The sequence below is a fragment of the Pseudomonas sp. PvP027 genome (assembly GCF_017833005.1).
In the GTDB taxonomy this organism is placed as follows: Bacteria; Pseudomonadota; Gammaproteobacteria; order Pseudomonadales; family Pseudomonadaceae; genus Aquipseudomonas; species Aquipseudomonas congelans.
Window position 1 is genome coordinate 1,882,646 of sequence record NZ_JAFIBK010000001.1, and the last position, 11,999, is coordinate 1,894,644.

The window sequence follows — 11,999 nt, forward strand, 5'->3', positions numbered from 1 at the left end:
CACAAGCCGCCGAAAGTCGCACTAACCGCAGGCGTACCGCCTTGCCAGCCTTGATTTCAGACTGATATGACCTGCATCAACGTTTGCGGCAGGCCAGCCGGCAAATCCGGCGCTGGCCATCATCGGACCGAAAAGGCCCGACGATGACATTGGCCCGATCCGTCAGCCCGTGTTGCGCAGACCGGCAGCAATCCCCGCTACAGACACCAGCAGCGCCAGTTCCAGAGGACTGTCCAGACTGGCTTCACGATTACGCGAGCGCGACAGCAGCTCTGCCTGAAGCAAATGCAACGGGTCAAGGTAGGTGTTGCGCAGACTGATGAATTCCAGCGTTTCAGGGCTGTGAGCCAGCAGTTGCGTCTGCCCGGTCAGGCCCAGAACCACATTGCACGCCTGCGACAATAGGTCGCGTAAATGTGCGCCCAAATGTTGCAGTTCAGCACTGACCAGACGTTCGTCGTAGAGTCGGGCGATGTCCGCATCGGCTTTGGCAAGGACCATTTCCAGCATGTCGATGCGGGTTCTGAAGAACGGCCACTGCTCACGCATCTGCGCCAGCACCTCGCCTTCGCCGCGCTCCAGCGCCTTGCTCAGTGCCGCCTCCCAGCCCAGCCAGGCGGGCAGCATCAGACGCGTCTGCGTCCAGGCGAAGATCCACGGAATGGCACGAAGACTCTCTACACCGCCCTCGCGGCGCTTGGCCGGACGACTGCCGAGTGGCAAACGCCCAAGTTCCTGCTCGGGCGTCGCCTGCCGGAAATACTCGACGAATTCCGGGTTCTCGCGCACCACCGCGCGGTAGGCATTGACCCCGTCGCCGGCCATCTGGTCCATCATCGTCCGCCACGCCGGTTGTGGAGGTGGCGGCGGCAACAGGGTCGCTTCCAGTACCGCGGCCAGATAAAGATTGAGGTTCTGCTCGGCGATGTCCGGCAGACCGAATTTGAAACGAATCATTTCCCCTTGTTCGGTGGTCCGGAAACGCCCGGCCACAGAACCTGGGGGCTGCGACAGAATTGCCGCATGCGCCGGACCGCCGCCACGACCGACTGTACCGCCGCGGCCGTGGAACAGCAGCAATTCGACCTGCTGCTCGCGACAGATGTCCACCAACCGTTCCTGGGCACGATACTGCGCCCAGGCCGCTGCCGTCGTGCCGGCATCCTTGGCCGAATCGGAATAGCCGATCATCACCTCTTGCGGCCCGTGCAGACGCGAGCGATAGCCCGGCAGCCCCAGCAGCGTCTCGATCACCGGCCCGGCGTTATCCAGGTCGGCCAGGGTCTCGAACAACGGCACCACACGCATGGGCCGCTGCAGTCCGGATTCCTTGAGCAGCAATTGCACGGCCAGCACGTCCGAAGCCGAGCCGGCCATGGAGATCACATAAGACCCCAGTGACGCCGCCGGAGCGGCCGCCACCTCGCGACAGGTTGCCAGCACCTCTGCGGTGTCGGCTGCCGGTTTGAAGTAGCTCGGCAGCAGCGGTCTGCGGTTATTCAGTTCACGCAACAGGAAGTCGATGCGGGTCTGCTCATCCCACTCTTCGTAGCGGCCCAGCCCCAGATAATCAGTGATTTCGGTCATCGCTGCGCAGTGACGGCTGGAATCCTGGCGAACATCCAGACGCACCAGGAACAGACCGAATGTGACGGCCCGACGCAGGCAATCCAGAAGCGGCCCATCGGCGATCACACCCATGCCACATTCGTGCAGCGACTGGAAACACAGCATCAACGGGTCGAGCAGTTCACGGTTGTCTTGCAGCACCGCTTCCGGCGCAGGCAGGGTTTCGCTTAGTGAGGCATTGGCCCAATTGCGCGTCGCACGCAAGCGCTCGCGCAGGCGTTTGAGTTCCGCCCTATAAGGCTCGGCACTGTCACCCACACTGGCTCGCAGAGCGTCGCTGGCCTGCTGCATCGACAGTTCTGCGGCGAGGTTGTCCACGTCACGCAAATACAGGTCAGCCGCCATCCAGCGCGCCAGCAACAGTACTTCGCGAGTGACCGCAGCCGTGACATTCGGGTTGCCGTCACGGTCGCCGCCCATCCAGGAGGCAAAGCGGATCGGCGCGGCTTCCAGGGGCAGATGCAGGCCGGTGGCCGCATGCAGCGCATGGTCTGCCTTGCGCAGATAGTTGGGAATGGCGTGCCAGAGCGAGTGTTCAATAACCGCGAAACCCCATTTGGCCTCATCGACCGGGGTGGGCCGGATGCGCCGGATCTCTTCGGTATGCCAGGCCTCGGCAATCAGCCGCTGCAGGCGCGAAGTAATCTGTGTGCGCTCGATACTGTTGAGATCGCGATGATCAAGTGCGGCCAGTTGCGCAGCGATGGCGTCGTATTTCTGAATCAGCGTGCGACGTGCTACCTCGGTCGGGTGCGCCGTCAGCACCAGCTCGATCTCCAACTTGCTCAACTGGCGTGCCAGAGCGTCAGGTGAATGGCCTTCGGCTTTCAGACGATCAAGCAGCTCGGGCAGCACTCGCGACTCGAACGGCAGCGGCTGTTTATCGTCGCGGCGGTGCATGAGCTGATACTGCTCGGCAATATTGGCCAGGTTGAGAAACTGGTTGAACGCACGTGCAACCGGCAGGAGTTCATCATCACCCAGACCGTCGACGCTGGAACTGAGTTGCTCGGCCCCTTCTGCGGAACCACGTCTGCCCGCTTTGGCGCCTTTGCGAATACGCTCGATCTTGTCGAGAAATTCAGCGCCTCGCTGCTCACGAATCGTATTCCCCAACAGCTCACCCAACAGGTGAACGTCTTCGCGCAGACGCGCATCGATATCGGCCATCGTTCCTCTCCCGTTTTTTATCTGGGCTCAGTTGCGTACCCGCTCGGCAGCACGGGCGTACGTGAATTCAAATCCGCTATGCCAACAGTGCACCAAAAGCCTGCAATTGGACAAATGCTTCAGCAAAAACCTGAGCGTCATCAGGGTTATTGATCCAGGTTCGACGCCTCTTCATATGACGATCAACATACTGGCACTCATCCGGATGTCTCTGAAGATTCCTGACCGGTCAGTAGATATTTATCTGAACTATTCAAAAACCGCGCAGGTCGGAACGATTAACCATTACAGGAAAGCCCGAAAGGCAGTAGGCGGATGTACGACCTGATGCCCGGACTTGATGCAACGACTGTCATGGATAACCACGTTGGAGTCAGACATTGGAGTTGATCAACATGAACACCCTAACTGCCAAAACCAAATTCAAAGGCCTGCGCGGTCTCAAGCTGGCTGCGCTGGCACTCGGTAGCACCTTTATCCTGGCCGGCTGTGCCGGTAACCCGCCATCCGAGCAGTACGCGGTTTCGCAATCGGCCGTCAACAGCGCAGTGAGCGCTGGCGGTACCGAGTTCGCAGCGGTGGAAATGAAGTCGGCGCAGGACAAGCTCAAGGCAGCTGACCTGGCTATGCAGGACCACAAATACGATGAAGCACGCCGACTGGCTGAACAGGCCGAGTGGGACGCTCGTGTAGCAGAACGCAAATCTCAGGCCGCCAAAGCTGCCAAGGCTGTGCAGGACGCTCGTCAAGGCGTCAACGAACTCCGTGAAGAAGGTCTGCGTCAGGTGCAGTGATTGCCCTGAACACCCTTCTGTTTTCATGAATTCGTAACCGATTAAAGGACGACCCTATTATGCGCAAACAATTGATGATCCCTGCTCTGCTGGCCATGAGCGTTGCCCTGGCAGCCTGTGCAACCAAGCCAAACCCTAACCTGGAACAGGCTCGCAGCAACTTCACCGCGCTGCAGACCAACCCGGAAGCCACCAAAGTCGCGGCCCTTGAAACCAAGGACGCCAGCGAATGGCTGGCCAAGGCAGAACAGGCCTTCCGCAACGATGACGACGTACAGAAAGTCGACCAACTGTCGTATCTGACCAGCCAGCGTGTCGAGCTGGCCAAGCAGACCATCGCTCTGCGCACCTCTGAAGCAGCCCTGCAAAACGCTTCTGCCGACCGTGCCAAGGCTCGTCTGGAAGCGCGTGACGCGCAGATCGCTGCACTGAAAAACAGCCTGAACGCCAAGCAGACCGAACGCGGTACGCTGGTGACGTTCGGCGACGTGCTGTTCGACTACAACAAGGCCGAACTGAAGCCAACCGCCCAGGGCGACATTGGCAAGCTGGCTGGCTTCCTGCAGGAAAACCCTGACCGTAAAGTGATTGTCGAAGGCTATACCGACAGCACCGGTTCGGCTTCCTACAACCAGTCGCTGTCCGAGCGCCGCGCCGACTCTGTGCGCATGGCACTGGTACGCATGGGTGTAGACCCAGCGCGCATTGTGACCATGGGCTATGGCAAGGAATATCCGGTTGCTGACAACTCCAGCAACTCGGGCCGCGCCATGAACCGTCGTGTGGAAGTCACCATCTCCAACGACAACCAGCCTGTTGCACCACGCTCTTCGATGAAATAAGCGACTGAGCTGCTGCACCGAAGCCCCGCCTGCGCATACAGGCGGGGCTTTTTCATGGGCGATGTTTTTTCAAGGCTGTCTTTATTGCCGGGGCGTTTGCTGGCCCAGGCAACGCACTGCCTGCCTGCGGTCATCGATCAATACGCCCGACAGACCTTTTCGCGACGTATCGAACAACACCAGTACACCATCAACGCATTGCGCAACCTCGGCGGCTGGCGTGGCAGCGACCTTGTAATCCTCGCCGGGCACGGTTTTGAGCAGCGTGAATTCACCGAGCAGCAGGGCATCCTCAGGCTTTGCGAAGTGCAGGTAGCCGTAGAACCACAGACAGCCCACCGTACCGATGACTGCTCCAACAGCGCTGAGGATCATGCCATTGAGGTTACGGTCGCGGCTCATGGCGCTGGCGGTGTTGCGGGGGTCGGGTAGTTGGGCACTTCCGCCAGGCGGCGCAGGCCGTTGAAATGCGTCGGGTCATCCAGATAGCGCAGCATCACCTGACGCCAGAGAGGGTCTGCGAACGTCTGTACGTGTTCGCCGCGGGTCAATTGCAATACACGCGGTGGCGGCGCGGCCTTGTACAGCTCGATGCCGTTGACCAGCGGCACCAGCGTGTCGTCCATGCTGTGAAAGATCAGCATTGGTGTGCCGGCCAGTCGTGGCAGGCCGTTGACGGCGCTGTCGGCCTCCGGGATCAGCCAGGACAGGGGCGTTTTCAATGGCCAGGTCAGCCACGATTTGCTCAGCGAGTTTCGCGCGACGCTGCGGTAGCTGGCCGGCACGCTATCCAGTACCAGCGCCTTGATCCGCGAGCGCTCTTGCGGGTGTTCTGACAGGTAATGCACCGCCAGCGCCCCACCAATGCTTTGCCCCAGGACCACAAGGGGTTTGCCTTGCACTTGCGGGGCAGTGTTCAACCAGTCGAAAGCGGCCTGAACATCCTCATAGACCGCCGGCAAGCTCGGCTCGCCCTGCGACTTGCCATAGCCTCGGTAATCCAGCATCAGTACCTGATAGCCCTGCTCTGGCAACCACCAGACGCCACCAAGGTGCCAGGACAGGTTGCCACCGTTGCCGTGCAGATGCAGCACCGTGCCCTTCACCGGCACACCTTCCTTGGCGGGCAGCCACCAGCCATGCAGGCGCGTACCGTCGGCAGCAGTGAGGTTCACGTCCTGATACTGCAGGCGCGCCTTGTCGGGGGTGAACGGAACGCCCTGCTCGGGGTAGAACAACATCGAACTGCAACCGGTGAGCGCGAGGATCAGGACGAAAATGCCGAGCAGTTTCAAATGAGTTTTCCTTGTTGTTTTCATCGCAAAATCAATGCCGAGCCGACGCAGAGCAATGGCACGATAGTTACAAGATTATCGTTCCTCACGCTCCTGCGTGGGAATGCCGTTCTGGACGCTCTGCGTCCGATCCTGACTGTGCAGCGCGGCGCAGATTTGTGACGCGGAGCGTCACCCACTGCGTGCCAACGCGGAGCATTGGCACGATAGTAAGTTCGACTGGCGTACGGCGACGATCGATGCCTACAAAATATTCGAGTAATCCGCTTCGATACGGTCCAGGCTCAGGTGGTTGAGGAAGTTGGAAAAGCACATCCAGGCCGACAGGGCGTTCATGTCACGGAACTGCTCGGGCAGGTACTTGGGTGCAACCACCAGCCCTTCGTCCACCAGTTGGCGCAGGGTACGCATGTCTTCCAGCGTGGTCTTGCCACAGAACAGCAGCGGAACCTGTTCGAGCTTGCCCTTGCGCACGGCCAGCTGAATGTAGTTGTAGACCATGATGAAGCCCTTCAGGTAGGACAAGTCCTTGGTGAAGGGCAGGCCGTTGGGCACCGAGCCGCGGAAGACGCGACTGGCATTGCCGTAGCTCTCGGACATGCCAAAGCCTTGCTCACGGTAAAACTCGAACACCTGCAGAAAGTCGGCGCCCTGCTCCGCCATGTGAATGGCGCGGGTGCGATTGGTCAGTTTGCGCAGGCGGCTGGGATAGGATGCAAAGGCGATGACTTCCATGAGAATCGCCAGACCTTCCTGCGTCACCGTCGACGACGGCGGGCCCTTGGACAAGAAGGTACAGATCGGCTGGTTTTGCCCGTTCAGCGTGGTGCCCACGTGCACCAGCCCCTCGTGAACTTCCAGCGCACGCACATCGCGCTCGTTGAACATCGCGTCGGTGCGGATCTTGATGTAGTCGGCACCGGCAGCCGCATCGGCAACGATCCCGTCGGATTCGAAAACCCGGATGGTCTCCTCGGCTTCACCGAATACGCGGTTCAAACGCGATTGCAGCAGCGAAACGGCGTCCTTGGCGGTGAGCGTTTTCGGCTCGTCCTTCAGGTCGCCACGCCCGGCAATATTGTTCAGGTAGTCGGAAAGCATCAAGCCAAGATCGGCCAGCGTCGGATCACCCGCATGAAAGGCGTCGGATGCCGCGCCGTACAGTTCCTGAGAAATCAGCCCGAAGTCGGACGTGCCGCGCGCCTCAAGCATACGCACCACCATGCGGTACTCACGGCACATGCGGCGCATGATCTGCCCGACCGGGTTGAACTGACCCAGTTGACGCGTGACGTCGCGCTCGATGTTCTGAAACTCCTGCTTCAAGGCGGAAGAGTCGAAACCCAGCGGACGGTTTTCGTAGTAGGCGCGGTCCACGTTGGGAAGCGCCTTGCCTTTGGCGGCCAGAAAATCCTTGCGGACGGTCTCATCCCATTTAACTGCATCCAGAATGCGAATCGGCGTCTGTGCAACGACGATCCGATCCGATAAAGCACGAATAGTCTGTTGATACTCGTCCACCGGTACTCCTTGGCTGGCTGTCACGCTACTGCTTGGCGGCGCGGAACAACACGCCACCTCTGGAAAATATCGAAACTGGCAGGATCGTCAAGCCGTCTGAACAGCCGATCCGATGCACTCGCGCAGCAGTATAGTCACCCCCGAACCGGCTGCGGGGTCCCCAGGACCAGACGCATTTGCCGGGTCAGGATACAGAGCATTTCTTCATCCGCCTGACGCTGCGGCCCGTGAAGCAGGCCCTGATACTCGATGCGACGGATAAGTCCCGTCAACACCTGAGCATCCTGATAGGGCTGCAGGGAACCTATCACCTGGAAGAACTGACAACTGCCTTGCAGCAGAATTTCCTGATGGGCCATAACCAATGGCGTCAGGCGCGGGTTGATCAGTGCCTCGTGATAGAACGCCTGCTCGGCGATCAGGTAGTCACGCCGGGTCAGCAATTGGTGGCGGATATGCTCCATCACCATACGCGCAATGTCGTCGGCCAGACGAAACCGGTCGGTCGGACTCCCGGAACTGCGGCTCATCATCTCGCGCAGAATGCCTTCGGTGTTCTGCCACAGCCGCGCCAGATAGTCAGCGCTGCGCTGTACATACTGAGCGAAGGCATCGGTCAGCAGGTCATTGATGTCCTTGAAGTAATAGGTGGTTGCCGACAGCGGCACACTGGCTTCGGCGGCCACTGCGCGATGGCGCACGGCACGTACACCGTCACGCACCACGATACGCATGGCGGCATCGAGAATGACCTGCCTGCGCTGCTCACTGCCCTCGCGCGCAGCCTTGCGCCCCTGATACTTGACACTTTTGGCCACCGCGCTAGCTACTCCGGCGGCCCCTTCTCTGGCAATCGTCACGACGGCTTCCTTATAAGTCGCTCTGAAATGAGTCGATCTGAAAAACACCTAAAAAAAAGCCGCCCATTGAAGGCGGCTGTTTTTCCACTGATTACGCTTGCGGGCGCATGTGCGGGAAGAGAATCACGTCGCGGATCGACGGCGAGTCGGTGAGCAACATCACCAACCGGTCGATACCGATCCCCTCGCCCGCCGTAGGCGGCATGCCGTACTCCAGCGCACGGACGAAGTCGGCGTCGTAGTGCATTGCTTCGTCGTCACCGGCATCCTTGTCGGCCACCTGAGCCTGGAAGCGTTCGGCCTGATCCTCGGCATCGTTGAGCTCGGAGTAGGCATTGGCGATTTCGCGACCGCCGATGAACAGCTCGAAACGGTCGGTGACGTTCGGGTTTTCATCATTGCGACGCGCCAGCGGCGACACTTCGAACGGGTACTGGGTGATGAAGTGCGGCTGCTCCAGCTTGTGCTCGACCAGCTCTTCGAAAATCATCACCTGCAGTTTGCCCAGGCCCTCGAAGCCCAACACCTTGGCTCCGGCCTTTTTAGCAATGGCGCGCGCCTTGTCGATGTCCTGCAGGTCGGCAGCGGTCAGCTCAGGGTTGTACTTGAGGATCGAGTCGAACACCGACAGGCGCACGAAGGGTTCGCCGAAGTGGAAGACCTTGTCGCCATAAGGCACGTCAGTGGTGCCCAGCACCAGTTGCGCCAGTTCGCGGAACAGTTCCTCGGTGAGGTCCATGTTGTCTTCGTAATCGGCGTAGGCCTGGTAGAACTCGAGCATGGTGAACTCGGGGTTGTGCCGGGTCGAAACACCTTCGTTACGGAAGTTGCGGTTGATCTCGAAGACCTTCTCGAAACCACCGACCACCAGACGCTTGAGGTACAGCTCAGGAGCGATACGCAGGAACATTTCCAGGTCCAGCGCGTTGTGGTGGGTTTCGAACGGCTTGGCCGCCGCACCGCCGGGAATGGTCTGCAGCATCGGCGTTTCGACTTCGAGGAAGTCGCGCTTCATCAGGAAGCTGCGGATGTGAGCGATAACCTGCGAGCGTACGCGGAAGGTTTCGCGCACTTCCTCGTTGACGATGAGGTCGACGTAACGCTGGCGATAGCGCTGTTCGGTGTCGGTCAGGCCGTGGTGCTTGTCGGGCAGCGGACGCAACGATTTGGTGAGCAAGCGAACGCTGGTCATCTCGACGTACAGGTCGCCCTTGCCGGAACGGGCCAGAGTACCTTCGGCGGCGATGATGTCGCCCAGGTCCCAGGTTTTCACCTCGGCCAGGGTTTCTTCAGGCAGGGTCTTGCGGTTGACGTAGACCTGGATACGCCCGGTCATGTCCTGGATCACCATGAACGAGCCACGGTTGAGCATGATGCGACCGGCAACCTTGACCGGAATCGCTGCCTCTGCCAGTTCTTCCTTGGTCTTGTCGACGTACTGTTTCTGCAGATCATTGCAGTAGCTGTCGCGGCGGAAGTCATTGGGGAAGGCCTGACCCTTTGCACGGCCTGCTGCAAGCTTTTCCTTGCGCAAGGCGATCAGGGTGTTTTCTTCCTGTTGCAGGGCTTGCGGGTCGAGTTGTTGGTCGCTCATGTCTTTAAATATTCCATCACAGGTTCGCCCTCGCCTTGCGACGAGGGGCTTGAGGTGTCGGCTGACGGTTTACAGCCCTTGCTTGAGGCTCGCGATCAGGTATTCGTCGATATCGCCATCAAGCACCTTGTCGCAGTCACTGCGTTCGATGTTGGTCCGCAGGTCCTTGATACGCGAAGCGTCCAGTACGTAGGAGCGAATCTGGTGACCCCAGCCGATATCGGACTTGGTGTCTTCGAGCGCCTGGGACGCCGCGTTGCGCTTCTGCACTTCCTGCTCATACAAACGGGCCCGCAGCATTTTCATGGCGGTGTCCTTGTTCGCATGCTGGGAACGCTCGTTCTGACAGCTGACCACGGTATTGGTCGGAACGTGGGTGATACGCACCGCCGAGTCAGTGGTGTTTACGTGCTGACCACCGGCCCCGGATGAGCGATAGGTGTCGATGCGCAGGTCCGCCGGGTTGATGTCGATTTCGATGTTGTCATCGATTTCCGGCGAAACGAACACGGCCGAGAACGAGGTGTGGCGACGGTTGCCGGAGTCGAACGGGCTCTTGCGCACCAGACGGTGCACGCCGATCTCGGTACGCAGCCAGCCAAAGGCGTACTCGCCCTTGATGTGCACGGTAGCGCCCTTGATACCGGCGACTTCACCGGCGGAAAGCTCCATGATGGTGGCGTCGAAACCGCGCTTGTCAGCCCAGCGCAGGTACATGCGCAGCAGAATGTTCGCCCAGTCCTGCGCTTCGGTACCGCCAGAGCCGGCCTGGATGTCCAGATAGGCGTTGTTGGGGTCCATGTCGCCGCTGAACATGCGGCGGAATTCGAGCTTTTCCAGCGATTCGCGCAGGCGCTCGACTTCGGCGGCGACGTCATCGACGGCAGCCTGGTCTTCTTCTTCGGCAGACATCAGCAACAGGTCTTTGGCATCGGCCAGACCCGAGGACATTTCGTCCAGGGTTTCTACGATCTGCGCCAGCAGGGAGCGCTCGCGCCCCAGTTCCTGGGCATAGGCAGGGTTGTTCCAGACGTTCGGATCTTCGAGCTCGCGGTTGACTTCGGTCAGACGATCATGTTTGTGATCGTAGTCAAAGATACCCCCGAATGGTTTCGGAGCGCTCGGACAAATCCTTGATGCTGTTTAGGATCGGGTTGATTTCCATGATAGGCAGCACTCGCAGGCGAAATTTTCAAAGCCGACGAGTATACCCCAGGCCGGACCACGAAAGCAGCCCGTCGGGCAGGCGTTGTGAGGCCTATTTTACGTGTCGCTGCCGGCGTCAGCCCGCAGAGACCTGATTGCGTCCGTTGTTCTTGGCCTGATAAAGCCCTTTGTCGGCATCCAGAATAAGCTGACGGCTTTGCATCCCGACCTGTGGCGTCATGGTCGCCACACCGATACTCACCGTCAGGCTGGAACCGGGCACTGGCGCAATGTGCGGGATGTTCATGCCCGCCACGCTTTGGCGCAGCTTCTCTGCCAGCAGACGTGCGCCGCCGGGCGAGGTATTGGGCAGGACCATGGCGAATTCTTCACCACCGTAGCGTGCTGGCAAATCAGATGGGCGACTGCAACTGTTGCGGATGGCCTTGGCGACCTGGCGCAGGGCCTCGTCGCCCTCCAGGTGGCCGAAGTTATCGTTGTAGGGTTTGAAGTAGTCGACATCGATCATCAGCATCGACAACTGGGATTGCTCGCGAGTTGCCCGGCGCCACTCCAGCTCCAGATACTCATCGAAATGACGACGGTTCGACAGCCCTGTGAGGCCATCGGAATTCATCAGGCGCTGCAACACCAGATTGGTATCGAGCAGTTGCTGTTGGCTGACGCGCAGGGCCCGATAGGCCTCGTCGCGCTGCAACAGGGTCATGTACGAGCGCGAGTGATAGCGAATACGCGCAACCAGCTCGATGTTGTCCGGCAGCTTGACCAGATAGTCGTTGGCACCGGCCGTAAACGCCGCGCTCTTGATCAGCGGGTCTTCCTTGGTGGACAGCACGATGATCGGGATATCGCGGGTCAACGGGTTGCTGCGGTACTCACGAACCAGCGTCAACCCGTCGAGGCCCGGCATCACCAGGTCCTGGAGAATCACCGTCGGCTTGATCTGCACGGCCTGGGCAATCGCCTGATGCGGGTCGGCGCAAAAATGAAAGTCGATCGACTCATGGCCGGCCAGACCGCGCCGCACAGCTTCACCAATCATGGCCTGATCATCCACCAGGAGCACCATTGCGCTGTTTTCATCCGGTGTCTTGATCTCATCCGTTTGCAGGTCATTCATGATCTTT

10 protein-coding genes are annotated in these 11,999 nt (G+C 59.8%); 2 read left to right on the plus strand and 8 right to left on the minus strand.

Annotated features, from left to right (window positions below):
* Positions 1-162: 162 nt before the first annotated feature.
* Positions 163-2,799 (minus strand): phosphoenolpyruvate carboxylase, encoded by a 2,637-nt coding sequence (gene ppc / locus JOE33_RS07710; RefSeq protein ID WP_187625105.1) that lies wholly within the window; start codon positions 2,797-2,799, stop codon positions 163-165.
* 380 nt (positions 2,800-3,179) lie between these two features.
* Here ppc and JOE33_RS07715 point away from each other — a divergent pair, with 380 nt between their 5' ends.
* Entirely contained in the window at positions 3,180-3,593 is a 414-nt protein-coding gene (locus JOE33_RS07715) for a DUF4398 domain-containing protein (RefSeq protein ID WP_003409265.1), read from the plus strand.
* A 59-nt stretch (positions 3,594-3,652) separates the two neighbouring features.
* Positions 3,653-4,435 (plus strand): OmpA family protein, encoded by a 783-nt coding sequence (locus tag JOE33_RS07720; RefSeq protein ID WP_010434167.1) that lies wholly within the window; start codon positions 3,653-3,655, stop codon positions 4,433-4,435.
* An 81-nt stretch (positions 4,436-4,516) separates the two neighbouring features.
* Here the strand turns inward: JOE33_RS07720 and JOE33_RS07725 are convergent, their stop codons facing one another.
* The 7 genes from JOE33_RS07725 to JOE33_RS07755 all read right to left on the minus strand — a co-directional run bounded on the left by JOE33_RS07725 (position 4,517) and on the right by JOE33_RS07755 (position 11,992).
* Positions 4,517-4,837 (minus strand): hypothetical protein, encoded by a 321-nt coding sequence (locus tag JOE33_RS07725; RefSeq protein WP_010434166.1) that lies wholly within the window; start codon positions 4,835-4,837, stop codon positions 4,517-4,519.
* Complete coding sequence (locus tag JOE33_RS07730; RefSeq protein WP_096243112.1) at positions 4,834-5,730, minus strand: alpha/beta hydrolase; 897 nt, start codon at positions 5,728-5,730, stop codon at positions 4,834-4,836. The genes JOE33_RS07725 and JOE33_RS07730 overlap by 4 nt, the downstream gene beginning before the upstream one ends.
* 243 nt (positions 5,731-5,973) lie before the next feature.
* Positions 5,974-7,251: a flavohemoglobin expression-modulating QEGLA motif protein gene (locus tag JOE33_RS07735; protein ID WP_010434163.1), complete on the minus strand. Its 1,278-nt coding sequence runs from the start codon at positions 7,249-7,251 to the stop codon at positions 5,974-5,976.
* Between the two features lie 134 nt (positions 7,252-7,385).
* Positions 7,386-8,111 (minus strand): TetR family transcriptional regulator, encoded by a 726-nt coding sequence (locus JOE33_RS07740; RefSeq protein WP_005743405.1) that lies wholly within the window; start codon positions 8,109-8,111, stop codon positions 7,386-7,388.
* Between the two features lie 91 nt (positions 8,112-8,202).
* Positions 8,203-9,705, minus strand: coding sequence for a lysine--tRNA ligase (gene lysS, locus JOE33_RS07745; RefSeq protein WP_032615990.1), 1,503 nt, complete (start codon positions 9,703-9,705; stop codon positions 8,203-8,205).
* Positions 9,706-9,774: 69 nt separating this feature from the next.
* A protein-coding gene (gene prfB / locus JOE33_RS07750) for a peptide chain release factor 2 (protein WP_096102164.1) occupies positions 9,775-10,870 on the minus strand; the annotation gives its coding sequence in 2 pieces (ribosomal slippage) (positions 9,775-10,797 and positions 10,799-10,870; 1,095 coding nt in all).
* Positions 10,871-10,987: 117 nt separating this feature from the next.
* A complete protein-coding gene (locus tag JOE33_RS07755) occupies positions 10,988-11,992 on the minus strand; it encodes a PleD family two-component system response regulator (protein WP_010427979.1) in 1,005 nt (334 codons plus the stop codon).
* Between the last annotated feature and the right edge of the window lie 7 nt (positions 11,993-11,999).

Excerpts from the sequence above, each read along its gene's own strand:
- ppc (WP_187625105.1), bottom strand. The coding sequence starts at position 2,799 with ATGGCCGATATCGATGCGCGTCTGCGCGAAGACGTTCACCTGTTGGGT.
- JOE33_RS07720 (WP_010434167.1), top strand. The coding sequence starts at position 3,653 with ATGCGCAAACAATTGATGATCCCTGCTCTGCTGGCCATGAGCGTTGCC.
- JOE33_RS07725 (WP_010434166.1), bottom strand. The coding sequence starts at position 4,837 with ATGAGCCGCGACCGTAACCTCAATGGCATGATCCTCAGCGCTGTTGGA.
- lysS (WP_032615990.1), bottom strand. The coding sequence starts at position 9,705 with ATGAGCGACCAACAACTCGACCCGCAAGCCCTGCAACAGGAAGAAAAC.
- JOE33_RS07755 (WP_010427979.1), bottom strand. The coding sequence starts at position 11,992 with ATGAATGACCTGCAAACGGATGAGATCAAGACACCGGATGAAAACAGC.